The sequence below is a fragment of the Cyanobium sp. LEGE 06143 genome (assembly GCF_015207535.1).
Lineage (GTDB): Bacteria > Cyanobacteriota > Cyanobacteriia > PCC-6307 > Cyanobiaceae > NIES-981.
Genome location: NZ_JADEWP010000042.1, coordinates 1 through 14,597 on the forward strand (window position 1 = coordinate 1; position 14,597 = coordinate 14,597).

18 protein-coding genes, 1 tRNA gene and 1 pseudogene are annotated in these 14,597 nt (G+C 69.4%); 9 read left to right on the plus strand and 11 right to left on the minus strand.

What is annotated here, in order from left to right:
* Positions 1–106: 106 nt before the first annotated feature.
* The 10 genes from IQ216_RS04765 to psbB all read right to left on the minus strand — a co-directional run bounded on the left by IQ216_RS04765 (position 107) and on the right by psbB (position 8,244).
* Positions 107–179: transfer RNA gene (locus tag IQ216_RS04765), tRNA-Phe, on the minus strand.
* 30 nt (positions 180–209) lie between these two features.
* A complete protein-coding gene (locus IQ216_RS04770; RefSeq protein ID WP_193814555.1) occupies positions 210–878 on the minus strand; it encodes a ComF family protein in 669 nt (222 codons plus the stop codon).
* Positions 879–902: 24 nt separating this feature from the next.
* Positions 903–1,181 carry a DUF2470 domain-containing protein gene (locus IQ216_RS04775; RefSeq protein ID WP_186697233.1) on the minus strand — a complete coding sequence of 93 codons (279 nt, stop codon included), beginning with the start codon at positions 1,179–1,181 and terminating at the stop codon, positions 903–905.
* 150 nt (positions 1,182–1,331) lie between these two features.
* Positions 1,332–2,651, minus strand: a complete 1,320-nt coding sequence (locus IQ216_RS04780; protein WP_193814556.1) for an FGGY-family carbohydrate kinase — start codon at positions 2,649–2,651, stop codon at positions 1,332–1,334.
* 20 nt (positions 2,652–2,671) lie between these two features.
* A complete protein-coding gene (gene metK, locus IQ216_RS04785) occupies positions 2,672–3,952 on the minus strand; it encodes a methionine adenosyltransferase (protein WP_193814557.1) in 1,281 nt (426 codons plus the stop codon).
* Between the two features lie 26 nt (positions 3,953–3,978).
* Positions 3,979–4,782, minus strand: a complete 804-nt coding sequence (locus tag IQ216_RS04790) for an HAD family hydrolase (RefSeq protein WP_193814558.1) — start codon at positions 4,780–4,782, stop codon at positions 3,979–3,981.
* Positions 4,783–4,793: 11 nt separating this feature from the next.
* Positions 4,794–5,852 (minus strand): 30S ribosomal protein S1, encoded by a 1,059-nt coding sequence (locus IQ216_RS04795; RefSeq protein ID WP_186700760.1) that lies wholly within the window; start codon positions 5,850–5,852, stop codon positions 4,794–4,796.
* Between the two features lie 100 nt (positions 5,853–5,952).
* Positions 5,953–6,438 (minus strand): transcriptional regulator NrdR, encoded by a 486-nt coding sequence (gene nrdR, locus IQ216_RS04800; RefSeq protein ID WP_193814559.1) that lies wholly within the window; start codon positions 6,436–6,438, stop codon positions 5,953–5,955.
* Between the two features lie 135 nt (positions 6,439–6,573).
* Positions 6,574–6,669 (minus strand): photosystem II reaction center protein T, encoded by a 96-nt coding sequence (locus IQ216_RS04805; protein WP_043368769.1) that lies wholly within the window; start codon positions 6,667–6,669, stop codon positions 6,574–6,576.
* Positions 6,670–6,684: 15 nt separating this feature from the next.
* Positions 6,685–8,244: a photosystem II chlorophyll-binding protein CP47 gene (gene psbB, locus IQ216_RS04810; RefSeq protein WP_186697227.1), complete on the minus strand. Its 1,560-nt coding sequence runs from the start codon at positions 8,242–8,244 to the stop codon at positions 6,685–6,687.
* A gap of 114 nt (positions 8,245–8,358) precedes the next feature.
* Between psbB and IQ216_RS04815 the strand changes: the two genes are divergently transcribed.
* Complete coding sequence (locus IQ216_RS04815; protein WP_193814560.1) at positions 8,359–8,865, plus strand: 2Fe-2S iron-sulfur cluster-binding protein; 507 nt, start codon at positions 8,359–8,361, stop codon at positions 8,863–8,865.
* Positions 8,866–8,914: 49 nt separating this feature from the next.
* Entirely contained in the window at positions 8,915–9,022 is a 108-nt protein-coding gene (gene psbM, locus IQ216_RS04820; protein ID WP_043368765.1) for a photosystem II reaction center protein PsbM, read from the plus strand.
* Between the two features lie 50 nt (positions 9,023–9,072).
* Here psbM and IQ216_RS04825 read toward each other — a convergent pair whose 3' ends face one another.
* On the minus strand, positions 9,073–9,918 hold the full coding sequence (locus IQ216_RS04825; RefSeq protein ID WP_186697225.1) for a universal stress protein: 846 nt from the start codon (positions 9,916–9,918) through the stop codon (positions 9,073–9,075).
* Between the two features lie 60 nt (positions 9,919–9,978).
* On the opposite strand from IQ216_RS04825, the gene IQ216_RS04830 reads away from it, so the two are divergent.
* From IQ216_RS04830 to IQ216_RS14425, 7 genes and pseudogenes are all read left to right on the plus strand, one after another.
* Positions 9,979–10,431 carry an acyl-CoA thioesterase gene (locus tag IQ216_RS04830; RefSeq protein WP_193814561.1) on the plus strand — a complete coding sequence of 151 codons (453 nt, stop codon included), beginning with the start codon at positions 9,979–9,981 and terminating at the stop codon, positions 10,429–10,431.
* Between the two features lie 216 nt (positions 10,432–10,647).
* Positions 10,648–11,718 (plus strand): DNA-processing protein DprA, encoded by a 1,071-nt coding sequence (locus IQ216_RS04835; protein ID WP_228007145.1) that lies wholly within the window; start codon positions 10,648–10,650, stop codon positions 11,716–11,718.
* A 54-nt stretch (positions 11,719–11,772) separates the two neighbouring features.
* The gene (gene prmC, locus IQ216_RS04840; RefSeq protein ID WP_193814564.1) at positions 11,773–12,648 is read left to right on the plus strand and encodes a peptide chain release factor N(5)-glutamine methyltransferase; all 876 of its coding nucleotides are present in this window, start codon (positions 11,773–11,775) and stop codon (positions 12,646–12,648) included.
* The gene (locus tag IQ216_RS04845) at positions 12,645–13,268 is read left to right on the plus strand and encodes an L-threonylcarbamoyladenylate synthase (protein ID WP_193814563.1); all 624 of its coding nucleotides are present in this window, start codon (positions 12,645–12,647) and stop codon (positions 13,266–13,268) included. The genes prmC and IQ216_RS04845 overlap by 4 nt, the downstream gene beginning before the upstream one ends.
* Positions 13,269–13,278: 10 nt before the next feature.
* Positions 13,279–13,434, plus strand: coding sequence for a hypothetical protein (locus IQ216_RS04850; RefSeq protein ID WP_186697221.1), 156 nt, complete (start codon positions 13,279–13,281; stop codon positions 13,432–13,434).
* A gap of 34 nt (positions 13,435–13,468) precedes the next feature.
* A pseudogene (locus tag IQ216_RS04855) lies at positions 13,469–14,257 on the plus strand (family 10 glycosylhydrolase).
* Positions 14,239–14,597: family 10 glycosylhydrolase (locus IQ216_RS14425; protein WP_370566604.1), on the plus strand; the 359-nt coding region annotated here is incomplete at its 3' end. The pseudogene IQ216_RS04855 and the gene IQ216_RS14425, both read left to right, overlap by 19 nt.

Below are 14,597 nucleotides of genomic sequence, written 5' to 3' on the forward strand. Positions count from 1 at the left end.
ACGCAGAGGAGAAGGCAAGACCGGGGTTTTCAGCAAGCTCCCTGTTCAGATGCTGCTGCTGCGAGGCCAGGGATGCGCTGACAGGGTTGCACTTCCAGGATTGAAATGCCAGGACCCAGATTTGAACTGGGGACACGGCGATTTTCAGTCGCCTGCTCTACCAACTGAGCTATCCCGGCCCGTCGCCTTGGCGACCCAGGGATCTTAGATCACGACCCCCGACGCTCTGGGGTGCGAGCCAGGCAGGCCAGGCCCAGGACGCGCCAGCCGGCGGTTTCGAGGGCTGCCGCGGCGTGACACGCCGTGGCTCCGGTGGTGAGGATGTCATCGAGCAGCATCAGCGGGCGCCGGCCACGGCGATCCCCCCGGGCTTGAATCGCGCAATGGAAGGCACCTTCCTGGTTGGCCCAGCGCAGCTCCCTGTTGAGGCGGTGCTGACCCAGCACAGGCCGGCTTCGGGCGAGCAGGGGCGCCTCGGGCCAGCGGAGTTGGCCCGAGAGCTGCTTCGCCAGCAAGGGCGGTAGGGGATTGGGCCGACTCTTCCAGCTGGGGATGGGAACGAGCAGGGGATGCTCCCTGCCCGGCGCCGGGCCTGAATCGCTCCGGAGTGCCTCCGCCAGTGTTCTCACCAGGGGCAGCAATCCCTGAGGCTGCAACTCACGGCGAAGCCCCAGCAGGTGGCGGCGCAGGGCACCGTCGTAGAGCCCGGCAGACCACCAGGCCAGGGGCTCGCTGCCGTGAAGGGGAGCTGCCTCCCGCTTCCAGGCCCCGGCGGCGCCCCCTGCTGGGCGGCTGGGGTCGCGCACCAGCCACTCCAGGGGCAGCAGTTCCCCCAGGCCAGCCCAGAACCCTGCAACCATCGCCCTACGGCTCGACACGGTTTCAGCTTTGCCCCATTGGCGTCAGCCTGGCGCCTGCTGGGGCATGGCCCGCAGCATCGCCACCAGGGTGCGGTGGGCGTCTTCGCTGTCGGTGAGGGTGTGGTCGAAGGCCACCTCAATGCTGCGGCCGTCCACGTCGAGCTGCATCGCTTCGGGCTGAACCGCGAGCATGCGGGCCTCGCTGGCGTCGGCCACCCCGCCGTAGTGGCGGGCATAGCTGAGCACCGCTTCAGCATGGTCGTCGTTCATGTGCTTGCAGATCCGATCGCTCACGGCGGCGGTGAGAGGGTCGGCGGCCATGGGGGTCAGGGCGGGTGATCTGATTCTGGGGCTTCTAGCCGGCGGCGAAGCGCTGCCACAGGAGCAGGCCCAGCCGGATGGCGCTGAAGCTCACGTAGCCCGCCAGCATCACGAACAGGCCCATGGAGATCCAGGTGCGCAGACGGTCGTTCATCGGAGTTCGGGAGTTGGCTTGAGGGTGGATGCAGCCAGTCTTGCCATGCCCAGGGCGGCTGACAGGCCAGGCCGGTTGAGCACGGGCACCCCGAGGCGCTGCTGGCGCAGGCGCCGCCACTGGGGATTGCGGGCGCCGCCGCCGAGGCTGATCACCCGCTGGATCGGGGGTGCCCCCAGGCTGGACAGCCGCTGCCAGCCGGCCTGCTCGATCGCCGCCAACCCCTCCAGCAGGGCCTGGAGGAAGTGCACATCACTCACGGGCCTGGGCCCCAGGATCGGCTCCAGGTCGGGGTCGTCCACGGGGAACCGCTCACCGCGCCCGGGCAGGGGCCGCAGCTCCAGGCCTGTGGGCCGTGAGGGGTCGATCTGGCGGCTCAGCTCGGCCAGTTGAGCCGGGCTGAAGAACTGGCCCAGCACGCCGGCGCCGCTGTTGGAGGCGCCTCCCACCAGCCAGCGGCCGGCCACCCGGTGGCAACTGAGGCCAGGGCCCTGCAGGGGCTGGCTGCAGAACTGCTTCAGCACCAGGGTGGTGCCCAGCACCGCCACTCCATCGCCGGGGCCTGGAGCGGCCGCGAGCACGGCGGCATTGGCGTCTGTGCTGCCGGCCACCACCTGGCAGCTGGCCGACAGGCCCAGGCTGTGGGCAGTGGCGGCGGCGAGGCGGCCGAGCACGCTGCCGCTGGCGCAGATCCTCGGCAGGGCTGGGCTCCAGGGCTGGAAGGCGATGGTGCCCTGCCAGCGCCAGTGCAGGGGATCCCAGCCCAGGCGAAGGTTGTTGGTGGCTTCGCCCCAGCGCCAGTCCGCCAGCAGCCAGCCCATCAGCCAGTCGGCCTGATGGCGCAGCAGCAGTTCAGCCCCGGGGGCCGGGGCGGCCTCCAGCAGCCGCAGGGCCCGGGCCAGGCTGCCGCTGGCACTGGCGGCGGGGGAGGCGGCCGCCCCATCGCTGGAGGCGTCTGCCCTGTCGTCGCCCTCACTCAGCTGCCGGGCTCTGCGGACCTGCTCGGGGCAGGCCGTGGCGTAGGAGAGGGCCTGGCCGAGGGCACCCTCCAGCAGGCTGCCGTCCCGGTGGCAGAGCAGCAGGGTGCCGGAGGTGCCGTCGATGGCGATGGCGCCCACGCTGGCGCGCAGCTCGGGCGACAGACGGGCGCAGAGGTCCACCAGGCCCTCGCGCCAGCTGGTGGGATCGCTGAAGGCAGCGGGATAGGCAGCGGCTTGCTCAACCAGCAGATCGCCGCTGGCGTTGCAAGCCGCCAGCCGCAGGCCGCTGCTGCCCAGGTCCAGGCCAAGGGCGCAGGGGCTGGGCACGCCAGCCATCCCGATTCGGCCGGCCAGGCTCAGGCCGCTGCGGCGACGGCGCTGCGATCGCCGCTGGGTGAACTGTCGCCCTGGCTGGCCTCCTTCAGGGTGGCGGCGATGCCGTCGACCTTCTCCCAGGGAAGGTTCAGATCGGTGCGCCCGAAGTGGCCGTAGGCCGCCACGTCCTGGTAGAAGCGGCCGCCGCGCTGCTGGGGAAGATCGCGCAACGCGAAGGTTTCGATGATGGCGCCTGGACGCAGGTCGAAATGTTCCTGCACCAGGGCGGTGAGGTCGGCATTGCTGAGGCTGCCGGTGCCGAAACTCTCCACCAGGATGCTCACCGGCCTGGCAACGCCGATGGCATAGCTCAGCTGCACTTCGACCTTGCGGGCCAGCCCAGCAGCCACCAGGGCCTTGGCCACATAGCGGGCGGCATAGGCAGCGGAGCGATCCACCTTGGTGGGGTCCTTGCCGGAGAAGGCGCCGCCGCCGTGGCGGGCATAGCCGCCATAGGTGTCAACAATGATCTTGCGCCCGGTGAGGCCCGCATCCCCCTGGGGGCCTCCCACCACGAACTTGCCGGTGGGGTTCACCAGGAAGCGGGTGGCTTCCCGGCTCGGCTTCAGGTCCAGATCGGCGGTGGCTGGCAGCACCACCTCGGTCCAGAGATCGGCGGCGATGCGCTCACGCAGCCCCTTCTCGTCGCTGATGCCCTCGATTTCAGGGATGTGCTGAGTGGAGATCAGGATCGTGTCGATGGCCACGGGAACGTCGTTCTCGTACACCACGCTCACCTGGGTTTTGCCATCCGGCAGCAGGTAGGGAAGGCTGCCGTCATGACGCACTGCCGCCAGCCGGCGGGCCAGACGGTGCGCCAGGCTGATCGGCAGGGGCATCAGTTCGGGCGTCTCGTTGCAGGCGTAGCCGAACATGATGCCTTGGTCGCCGGCGCCGATCTTGTCAAGCGGATCGCCGGCGTGGTCGTCGGCCTCATCGACGCCCTGGGCGATGTCGGGCGACTGCTGATCGAGGGCCACCAGCACGGCACAACTGTGGGAGTCGAAGCCGCCCGCTCTGGCACCGCTGTAGCCGATCCGGCTGATCACGTCCCGCACCAGGCTGTTGAAGTCCACCCGGGCCGTCGTGGTCACCTCGCCGGTGATCAGGCAGAGGCCGGTGTTGACCACCGTTTCGCAAGCGACCCGGGAGGCTGGATCCTGGTGCAGCAGGGCGTCAAGCACCGCGTCGCTCACCTGGTCACAGATCTTGTCGGGATGACCTTCGGTCACCGACTCCGAGGTGAACACATACCGGCTCATGGCATGGGGCCTTTGGGGGCACCAGCTTATGGCGTGATTGCGTCACCCTGGATCCCTCCTTCCCTCAGCTCAGCCCAGTGGCTGAGCTGAGGGAAGGAGGGATCCAGGGGAGGTGGGCTGCTCCAGCCCGCCAGGTAGCCCAGCACCACGCCGACGCCGGCGCTGCGGGCCATGCGCAGGTCGCTGTTGGCATCGCCGATCAGCGCGCAGCGATCCGGTTCCACCCCCAGGGCTTCGCAGAGGCCCAGCACGGCGGCGGGGTCGGGTTTGCGGGGGGTGTGCTCGGCGCTCCAGCTGGCCTGAAAGTGCGGTCGCATCCCCTGGCTCAGCAGAAAGGCCTCGATGCCGGCCTGGTCGTCGTTGCTGATCACGGCGCAGCGCAGCCCGGCTCCGGCCAGCCGCTGTACCAACCCGTGCAGCCCTGGGCTGGCTCCTGGAGGGCTGGCGCTGCCCTGGCCGTGCAGGTGGTCGGTGACGGTGAAGACCTCCTGGCTGAGCTCAAGCGCCTCCGGCCAACCGAGACCCACCTGGGTCAGGGCCGTGGCCGTGGAGATGAGGTTGTGCTCGCGGCAGGCCACGGCCGTGGTGCCGGCTGGATCGATGCCCTGGCCCCGCAACCCGTAGGCCTGCTCCAGCAGATCTCTGGCGCGGGATCCTTGCCTGGCATGCAGCGGGCCATGGCGCTCTTCCAGAAGCTTCAGCCCATGTGTCACCCGGGCCGTGGCCAGGGCATGGAGCATGGGCTCGCTGATCGAGAGGGTGCCGTCCTTGTCGAACAGCACGGCGTCCACCTCCCCGATCGGCTGACCCCTCAGCAGCAGCAGGGCCACGGTGGCTGGGCTCAGTCGACGGTGACACCCATGGGCTCGTTGTCCTCAGCCTGCTCAAGCAGCATCTGCTTGTAGCGGGCGGCCATCTCCTCCGCCTTGTCGAACACCTTCTGGGGGTCGGTGAGCATGTCGCCGGGTTCCGGCTCCAGGGCCTTGGTGGAGAGGGAGATGCGACCGCGCTCGGCATCGAGGTCGATGATCATCACCTTCATCTGGTCGTTCACATTCAGCACCGTGTGGGGCGTTTCGATGTGCTCGTGGCTGATCTCGGAGATGTGCAGCAGGCCACTCACGCCGCCGATGTCGATGAAGGCGCCGTAGGGCTTGATGCCGCGCACGGTGCCCAGCACCACTTCGCCCACCTCGAGGCGATTCATCTTGCGCTCCACCAGGGCGCGGCGATGGCTGAGCACCAGGCGGTTGCGCTCCTCGTCCACCTCCAGGAACTTGAGGGGCAGGAAATCGGCCACCAGCTCTTCCTTGGCCTTGCGGGTGCTGATGTGGCTGCCGGGGATGAAGCCCCGCAGGCCCTCCACCCGCACCAGGGCACCACCGCGGTTGGTGGCGAACACCTCGGAGTAGATGGTGGCGTCTTCCTTCTGCAGCTGGCGCACCCGCTCCCAGGCACGTTGGTACTCGATGCGGCGGATCGAGAGGGTGAGCTGGCCGTCCTCGTTCTCCTCGCTGAGGATGAAGAACTCGCGGATCTCGCCGGGCTCCAGCACATCGCTCAGACCCTCCACCCGGTTGATCGACACCTCCTGCAGGGGCATGAAGGCGGCCGTCTTGGCCCCGATGTCGATCATCGCGCCCTTGGATTCCAGGGCGAACACGGTGCCGTTGACGACGTCGCCAGGCTTGAAGTTGTAGTCGTACTTGCTGAGCAGGGCCGCGAACTCATCCAGCGTGAAGCCCACGCCGTCGAGGTCACGGGTGGCGGCGCGGCTGCTCGGGTCGTCAGCTGTCGGGACCTCTTCCGGAATGGCGAGGTCGAGATCGTCGGCCGCTTCAGCGGCAACGGCGAGATCGGCGGCCTCAGTGCTGCTGATGTCGGAAGGGGTCACGGTCATGGAGAAGTGGCGGTCTGCCCGAGGCAGGGTGAAGGGATCGACGCGCCCGCCCGCCAGCGGTGCGTCGCGATCCATCACTGTATCAACGGGGCCGGGAGGCCTAGCCGATCGCCGCCAGCTGCGTGCCCTTGCTGGCGCGGCGATTGAGGCGCTCGAGGGCGGCGACAAAATCGCTGATGCCCTGGAACTGCCGGTACACCGAGGCAAAGCGCACGTAGGCCACTTCGCTCATCTCGGCCAGTTGCTGCAACACCAGCTCGCCGATGTCGGCGCTGGTCACTTCCCGGCAGGAGCGCTGCTGCAGCTGCAGCTCGATCTCGTCCACCAACAGCTCCAGCCGTGCTGGCTCGAGTCCGGTTTTTTCACAGGCTCTCAGCAAGCCGTGCAGCAGCTTGGCGCGGTTGAAGGTTTCACGGCTGCCGTTGCGCTTCACCACGGTGATGGGCACCGTTTCCACCCGTTCATAGGTGGTGAAACGGAACGCACAGTTCAGACATTCGCGGCGTCGCCGCACGCTCCTGCCGGTGTCTGCGGCCCGTGATTCGAGCACCCGGCTGTCGGTGTGTTGGCAGGAGGGGCATTGCATCCCCGAAATTCCGCGCTGGGTTTGAGAAGTTTAAGCAGCCGATCCGCCCTTGAGAAGAGCTGAGCAGCAAAAAGCCCCTGACGGAGTCAGGGGCGAGGCCAGCTCGAAGGCTGATGAGATCAATGAAACCAGGGTCTATTTGCCAATCTTCGGCGGATCGCGGAAGGCGATCGCAAAGAAGAGGGTGGCCAGGGCCAGGGTCAGGATCAGGATGTAGGCGAAGCTCTCCATGGGGTGACTCCCGGGTCAGCTGAGGGTGGAGCCTGCCGGGGGCACGTAGCCCTCCGGCAGGCGGCGGGTCGACTTGTCGCCCAGCTTCTGGAACAGGCCGAACTCCACCTGGTCGCCCAGATCGGGATCGATCCCGGCGAACACGTCGCGGTAGAGGGTGCGGGCACCGTGCCAGATGTGGCCGAAGAAGAACAGCAGGGCGAAGGTGGCATGGCCGAAGGTGAACCAGCCGCGGGGTGAGCTGCGGAAGGTGCCGTCGGAGTTGTAGGTCTCGCGGTCGAACTCGAACGCCTCACCAAGCTGGGCCTTGCGGGCCAGCCGTTTCACAGCGGCCGGATCAGTGAAGGTCTGGCCGTTCAGGGCACCGCCATAGACGGTGGCGGTGATGCCGGTCTGCTCGAAGGAGTACTTGGCTTCAGCCCGGCGGAAGGGGATGTCGCCCCGTACGATGCCGTCCTGGTCTTCGAGCACGACGGGGAAGTTCTCGAAGAAGTTTGGCAGGCGGCGCACCTGCAGGTCGCGGCCCTCCTTGTCGGTGAAGGAGATGTGGCCGAGCCAGCCGGTGGGCAGGCCGTCGCCGTTCACCATCGGGCCCACACGGAACAGGCCGCCCTTGGCAGGGCTGTTGCCCACGTAGTCGTAGAAGGCGAGCTTCTCGGGGATGGAACCGTAGGCCTCCTCCATGGAGGCACCGTTGTCGAGGGCGGTCTGCACCCGACGGCTGATCTCAGCCTTGAAGTAGCTCTGGTCCCACTGGAAGCGGGTGGGGCCGAACAACTCCACCGGGGTGGCGGCAGCGCCGTACCACATGGTGCCGGCCACCACGAAGGCGGCAAAGAACACGGCGGCAATGGCCGAGGCCAGCACCGTTTCGATGTTGCCCATCCGCAGGGCCTTGTAGAGGCGTTCCGGCGGTCGGGTGGTGATGTGGAAGATGCCGGCGATGATGCCCACGATGCCGGCGGCGATGTGGTGGGCCACGATGCCGCCGGGGTTGAAGGGGTTGAAGCCCTCAGGTCCCCAGGAGGGCTGTACGGGCTCCAGATGCCCGGCAATGCCGTAGGCATCGCTCACCCACATCCCCGGGCCGAAGACGCCCGTGAGGTGGAAGGCGCCGAAGCCGAAGCAGCCGAGGCCGGCCAGCAGCAGGTGGATGCCGAAGATCTTCGGCAGGTCGAGGGCGGGTTCGCCGGTGCGGGGGTCCTGCCAGATCTCGAGATCCCAGAAGGTCCAGTGCCAGATGGCGGCCAGGAAGAGCAGGCCGCTGAAGATGATGTGGGCGGCGGCCACGCCCTCGAAGCTCCAGAAGCCAGGGTCCACCCCGGTTTCACCGGTGATGCTCCAGCCACCCCAGCTGCCGGTGACCCCAAGGCGGGCCATGAAGGGCATGACGAACATCCCCTGGCGCCACATGGGGTTGAGCACCGGGTCGGATGGATCGAAGATCGCAAGCTCATAGAGCGCCATGGAGCCGGCCCAGCCGGCCACCAGCGCGGTGTGCATGAGGTGCACGGCCAACAGTCGGCCCGGGTCGTTGATCACGACCGTGTGCACCCGATACCAGGGCAGTCCCATGGGGAGTCGTTCTGGGTGGGTTGGGCGATCGTAAGGGTGGGCACGCCTCCGGCGCGGCGCTGGTTACGGACCGCAACGGCGCGGCCCAGAATGGGGCCTGCTGCGCCAGCTCTGATGCCCGTGATCCGGTTCCTGCGAGAGGAGCGTGATGTGGAGTGCTACCCGGGCGAAAACCTCCGGGAGGTGGCTCTGCGCGAAGGGGTTCAGCTCTACGGGCTCAAGGGTGCCCTGGGCAACTGTGGTGGCTGCGGCCAGTGCATCACCTGCTTCGTGGAAGTCCCCGAGGGCCAGGCAACTCAGGCCCTCACGGGGCGCACCCCGGTGGAAGACCAGAAGCTCAAGCGCCGCCCGGGCAACTGGCGGCTGGCCTGCCAGACCCTGGTGCAGCAGTCGTKGGTGGTGATCACCCGGCCCCAGGTGGGTCTGGCCGACAAGGACCGCCGCCAGGCGGCCGCCATGGCCTCACCGCTGCCGCCTGGACCCACGACCTGGCCCGAGCCCCCTGCCGCCAGCCAGAAGGAGGCCGGCCCCGATCCGAAGCCCGATGGAGTGGACGTCGCCGCCGCAGACGCCGCCGACCTGGGCGCGGATCGCGGTGCAACGGCCGGTGAAGGCCCCTGAGAGGGGCCCGATCGCCGGTGATACCCTCCGGTGAAACCTCAGCTCATCCATGGAAACCAACGATCTCGGCTTTGTTGCCAGCCTGATGTTCGTGTTGGTTCCCACCGTGTTCCTGCTGGTGCTCTACATCCAGACCAGCAGCCGTCAGCGCGGCTGAACCTCCCGACTGCTGTCCTCAGGCCCCGCATGCCAACGGGGCCTCAGCACTTATCCCTGTTCCGGCTCCCGCACCAGCAGCACCGGTGCCGGTGCATGCACCCGGATGTAATCGCTCACGGAGCTGCCCAGCAGACGGTCGAGATCCACCAGAGCCTTGGCCACCACGGGGCGTCGATCCTGGGAGGCGATCACCACCAGATCGGCCTTGATGTCCTCGGCGGCGCTGCACACGGTGCGCCCCACGTCGCCGGTGCGATGCAGCGGTTGAAGCGTCACCCCCAGGCCCCGGGCCCGTTGTACGGCCCTATCCAGCACCTCATCGGCAGGTGAGCGCCCCCCCCGCGACGGGGTCAGATCCTGGCGGGTGACATGCACTCCGGTGAGGCTGCCGCCGGGAATCTCCCGCACCAGTTCGCAGGCCAGCTTGAGGGCGTCGTCGCCCACGCCGGTGCCGTCGATGGCCACCAGAAGCTTGTTCACATGGCGCACGTAGAGGTCGTCGCGCACCAGCAGCATCGGCCTGGTCGAGAGCTGGAACACGTACTGGCTGGCGCTGTTGCTGAGGATCGACTGCAGCCGGCTCAGGCCCCTCGACCCCATCACGATCAGATCGGCGTTGAGCTCCTCGGCCACCAGCAGCACGGTCTGTTTGGTGTCCCCCTGGCGAATGATCGTGTTCACTTCGCTGGGGTCAAGCTGCAGCCGGCCTACGGCGGCGGCCACGATGCCGGCGGCCTCCTGCCAGTGCTCCTGGAAATTGGCTCCCGCCTGCTCCGGCACCACGTGCAGGAGGTTGAGGCGTGCCTGGCGTACCACGGGGATGTCGCGGAGCATCCGCACCATTTCCTCGACGTGGCCTTTGCCGGAATCGGCGATCAGAACGTTGCGAAACACGGGTGCTGCGGTGGGCTTTCAGGCAGCCTATGGCGGTTTGCCGAGCACGAGGCTGCCGCCATGCAGACCTTGATAGAGCCCAACGCCTGGGTGCTCCAGCGCCGGGTTCTGCCCCAGCACACCGACCATGCCGGCGTGATGTGGCATGGCGCCTACGTGGCCTGGCTGGAGGAGGCGCGGGTGGAGGCCCTGGTGGCGGCTGGCCTGGCCTACAGCGCCCTTGCGGCCCGTGGGCTGGAACTGCCGGTGGTGGCCCTCTCGATCGATTACCGCCAGGCCCTGCGCCACGGCGACAGCGTGCGGCTGGCCAGCGTGGTGGAGGCGCGCCGAGGCGTGCGGATCCCCTGGCGCAGCTGGTTCCTGGCCCCTGATGGGAGGGTGGCGGCCACAGCCGCAGTGGAGCTGGTGTTGGTGGACGGGGCCGCGGGTCTGGCGCGGCGTGTGTGCCGCGGCCTGCCAGCCGATCTGGAGGTGGCGCTGGCGGCCCTGCGGCGAGGGCCGCCAGCGGCCTGAGGGCCTAGCATTGGTACAGATGTACTGATCGCCATGGGAACACTGGCCCGGTTGCCGCTTGGGCGCTCCGGCGAGGGTTCGCCATCGCAGCTGGGATCGCCCTCGCAGCAAGGATCGCCGTCGCGGCAAGGTCTTAGGGAGTACCTGCGAGCGGCTCGGGCCCTGGAGTCTTGCCGGGCAGAGCCGGCCTGGGGGCAGGCTCGACGGCGCTGGTGGTTGCTGTGGGCCTCATGCCCTGGCGTCGGCTGGGTGCGGCTGCGGGCGATCGAGGCGAGATTCGGCACCCTGGCCAGGGCCTGGGAGGCTCCTGCCGCCGCCTTTGCCGCGATGCCCGGGATAGGGGAGGCCTGGCTGGCCGGCCTGGAGGCGTTCCGGCGGCGCTGGGGGGCTGATCCGCTGGAGAGCGGGCGTCTGCCAGCAGACCGCAGGCTGCTGGTGCCGGGTGACCCCAGCTATCCCGAGGCGATGACGCAGCTGGAGCGCCCCCCGCTGGCGCTCCACTGGCGCGGGCGGGGCTCGCTCTGGCCTTGGCTCGCCAGGCGCAAGGGGGTGGCGGTGCTCGGCACGCGGCGGCCATCGCGCCATGGCCTGGCGATGGCCGAAGCCCTGGGGGCTGCGTTGGCGCGGGCGGGCTGGCCCGTGGTGAGCGGGCTGGCGGAGGGCATCGATGCGGCGGCCCACCGGGGTTGTCTGGCCGCAGGAGGCCTGCCGGTGGGGGTGCTGGGCACGCCGCTGGAGCGGGTCTACCCCCGCCACCACGGCGCCCTGCAGGGCCAGGTGGCGGCCCAGGGCCTGCTGCTGAGCGAGCAGCCTCCAGGAKCCGCTGTGCAGCGTGGCCACTTCGCCGCCCGCAATCGCCTCCAGGTGGCTCTCGCCCGGGCCGTGGTGCTGGTGGAGTGCCCCGAGCCCAGCGGGGCGCTGCACTCGGCGCGGTTGGCCTGGCAGGAGCMGCTGCCCCTGTGGGTGGTGCCCGCCGATGCCGCACGGCTCTCGGCCCGGGGCAGCAACCGCCTGCTCAGCCAGGGAGCCGCGGCCCTGCTCGAACCCGCCGACCTGATCCGCCAGCTGGGCCCTGGCCCGGCAGGTGGGTCGGCTGGGACGCGCGGGGTCGCCTCCCAGGCCCACCCCGAGGCGGCGCTGCTGCAAGCCCTGGAGGGAGGGGCCTCCCTGGAGCAGCTCTGCCTCACGTTTGACCAGAGCGCCGCCCAGCTCGCCGCTCGGCTGCTCAGCCTCGAGCTGGCCGGTGTGGTGCGCGCCGAGCCAGGCCTCCACTGGCGCCGCCTTTAGGCTGGGCCCATGCTGCGCGGCCTTGCCACTCAGAGCCCTTCCCGGCAGCAGCCCATGGGTGCGCCCTCCTGGATGGCCCACGACCTGCTCTCCTGGCGCCGCCGCTGTCTGGCCCAGGGAGGCCGCAGGGCCGATTTCGATTGGCTGCTGGATCTGGCTGGCGGTCTGCCCTGGAGCGAACTGCAGCGCCTGCATCTGGATCCGGCCCGTCCCGTGCAGCTGCTCTGCGGGGTGGCCAGCCTCGAAGCGCTGTGGCAGCGCCATCTGGCTGGCGGTGAGCCCCTGCAATACCTCCTGGGCCTCTGCCCCTGGCGCGACCTGGAGCTGAAGGTGGCGCCTGGCGTGCTCATCCCCCGCCAGGAGACCGAGCTCCTGGTGGAGCTGGCGGGCGGGCTGGTGGCCGTTCCGCCGGCCCTCTGGGCGGATCTCGGCACGGGCTCCGGTTGTGTGGCTGCGGCCCTGGCTGGCCTCTGGCCCGGCTCCAGCGGTCTGGCCGTGGACCTCAGCCCCGAGGCGCTGCGGCAGGCCGAAGCCAACCTCGAAACCGTGGGGGCGCTCTCCAGGGTGAGGCTGCTGCAGGGCCATTGGTGGGATCCCCTGCAGCCGTGGTGGGGCGCTCTGGGCCTGGTGCTGGCCAACCCGCCCTACATCCCCAGCGCCGTGTGGGCCGGCCTCGAACCTGGGGTGCGCGATCACGAGCCCCGCCTGGCCCTCGACGGCGGCCCCGATGGCCTCGGGTCCCTCCGCACCATCGCCCGGGGGGCCGCTCAGGCCCTCGCCCCCGGCGGCGTCCTGCTGCTGGAGCACCACCACGACCAGAGCGGGACGGTGCTGGGGTTGCTCCGCCAGGCGGGTCTGCAGCAGGTGCAGGCCCACCGGGATCTGGAGGGCGTGCTGCGCTTTGCCTCCGCCCGGAGGGCACTCCCATGACCTCAGCGCCCCAGCAGCACCAGGTGTGTCCCCCCCACGAGCTGGCCGCCCGGCTGCTGGCCGGTGAGGCAGGGCTGATGCCGACCGACACCCTGCCGGCGCTGGCGGCCCTGCCCCGCCATGCCGCTCAGATCTGGGAGCTGAAGCGCCGTCCCCAGGAGAAGCCCCTGATCCTGATGGGTGCCGGCCTCGAGCAGCTTCAGCCGCTGCTGGGGCTGGCCTGGAAGTCGGAGTGGCTGGCCCTGGCCGGCCGCGGCTGGCCCGGTGCCCTCACCCTGGTGCTGCCGGCCCAGGGGCCGCTGGCCGAGGCCCTCAACCCCGGCCGCGGCAGCCTGGGTCTGCGCATCCCGGCCTGTGCTGCGGCCCGGGAGCTGCTGCAGCTCACCGGCCCGCTGGCCACCACGAGTGCCAACCCCTCCGGTGAGCCTGCCGCCACCACGGCGGCCGAAGCTGCCGCCTTCTTCCCGCAGCTGGCCCTGCTGGGCCCGCTGCCCTGGCCGCCGGCCAGCGGGCAGGCCAGCACCGTTCTGGCCTGGGAGAGTGCCGGAGGATGGCAGCTGCTGCGCTCCGGCGCGGTGCCGTTCCCGCTGCCCGCGTCCTCCTCTCTGCCCTCCGCCTGAACACCTCCCCATGGCCGCCCTTCTCGTGCTCGTGGCGCTCACCATGGGGCTCTACAACTGGCTGAGCACCCCGCTCAACGGCCTGCTCAGCGGCCTCTTTCAGGCTGGTTGGCTGCCATTGCTGCCAGCTCTGGTGCTGATCTGGCTCCTGGCTGGGAAGCGCTGAACGGGGTTAGGTTCTGGCCTGCTGCCCAGGCCCATTGCGTCGTCCCGTCCGGCTCCTGGCTGTGCTTCTGGCCCTGCTCACCTGGGGGCTGACTCTGCTGGGCCATGGCAGCGCTCTGGCGGTGCGCGCCCAGAGCACCGGCACGGGAACTGAGCTGCGGGGCGTGTGGCTCACCGCCAACGACATGCCGGTGCTGCGCGATCGCCAGCGGATGACTGAGGCCGTTTCTCAGCTGGCGACCCTCCAGTTCAACACCCTCTATCCAGTGGTCTGGAACGGTGCCATCGCCTACTACCCCAGCCAGGTGGTGCAGGAGCGCCAGCTGCAGACCTTCACCTACCTGGGGCTCCAGGGCCAGGACGTGCTGGGCGAGCTGATTGCCGAGGGCAAGCGGCAGGGGCTGCTGGTGATTCCCTGGTTCGAATTCGGCTTCATGGCCCCCAAGGATTCGGTGCTGGCCCGCCGCCACCCCGACTGGCTCACCCGCAAGCAGGACGGCGGCATGACCTCGATCAGCGCCGCGGGGGAGGTGGCCTGGCTCAATCCCTTCCGGCCTGAGGTGCAGCAGCTGATCACCGACCTGGTGGTGGAGGTGGTGGGTCGCTACGGCGCCGATGGCATTCAGTTCGACGACCACATGAGCCTGCCGAAGGACTTCGGCTACGACCCCTTCACCCTGGCGCTCTACCGCAAGGAAACGGGCCGAGCCGCTCCGGCTAATCCGGCTGACGGGGCCTGGGTGAAGTGGCGCGCCGACAAGATCACCGCCTTCATGGAGCGGCTCRSCMMGKWKSNTNGMGGCGGGTGCGGCCCGGGGCTGTGATCTCGGTGGCGCCGAACTACTACGCCTTTGCCTACAAGCTGCAACTGCAGGACTGGCTCGCCTGGGTGCGCCGGGGGCTGGTGGATGAGCTGCTGGTGCAGATCTACCGCCCGGACCTGGAGGACTACCTGCCCCATCTGGGGAGGGCGGAGGTGATCGAGGCCAGGGCCAAGATTCCCACGGCAATCGCGATCATGAGCGGCCAGCGCAACCGCCCGGCCCCCCTGCCTCTGCTGGGGGAGAAGGTGCGGGCCAACCGCAGCCAGGGCTTCGGGGTGGCCTTCTTCTATTTCGAGAGCCTCTGGAATCTGGGGCCCGAGTCTCCCGAGCAGCGCAAGGC

What these genes read in the sequence shown, in the direction of transcription:
- IQ216_RS04780 (WP_193814556.1), bottom strand. Translation starts at nt 2,651, where the DNA reads ATGGCTGGCGTGCCCAGCCCCTGCGCCCTTGGCCTGGACCTGGGCAGC.
- IQ216_RS04775 (WP_186697233.1), bottom strand. Translation starts at nt 1,181, where the DNA reads ATGGCCGCCGACCCTCTCACCGCCGCCGTGAGCGATCGGATCTGCAAG.
- IQ216_RS04795 (WP_186700760.1), bottom strand. Translation starts at nt 5,852, where the DNA reads ATGACCGTGACCCCTTCCGACATCAGCAGCACTGAGGCCGCCGATCTC.
- IQ216_RS04845 (WP_193814563.1), top strand. Translation starts at nt 12,645, where the DNA reads ATGACCTCAGCGCCCCAGCAGCACCAGGTGTGTCCCCCCCACGAGCTG.
- IQ216_RS04850 (WP_186697221.1), top strand. Translation starts at nt 13,279, where the DNA reads ATGGCCGCCCTTCTCGTGCTCGTGGCGCTCACCATGGGGCTCTACAAC.
- nrdR (WP_193814559.1), bottom strand. Translation starts at nt 6,438, where the DNA reads ATGCAATGCCCCTCCTGCCAACACACCGACAGCCGGGTGCTCGAATCA.
- prmC (WP_193814564.1), top strand. Translation starts at nt 11,773, where the DNA reads ATGGGTGCGCCCTCCTGGATGGCCCACGACCTGCTCTCCTGGCGCCGC.
- IQ216_RS04830 (WP_193814561.1), top strand. Translation starts at nt 9,979, where the DNA reads ATGCAGACCTTGATAGAGCCCAACGCCTGGGTGCTCCAGCGCCGGGTT.
- IQ216_RS04805 (WP_043368769.1), bottom strand. Translation starts at nt 6,669, where the DNA reads ATGGAGAGCTTCGCCTACATCCTGATCCTGACCCTGGCCCTGGCCACC.
- metK (WP_193814557.1), bottom strand. Translation starts at nt 3,952, where the DNA reads ATGAGCCGGTATGTGTTCACCTCGGAGTCGGTGACCGAAGGTCATCCC.
- psbM (WP_043368765.1), top strand. Translation starts at nt 8,915, where the DNA reads ATGGAAACCAACGATCTCGGCTTTGTTGCCAGCCTGATGTTCGTGTTG.
- psbB (WP_186697227.1), bottom strand. Translation starts at nt 8,244, where the DNA reads ATGGGACTGCCCTGGTATCGGGTGCACACGGTCGTGATCAACGACCCG.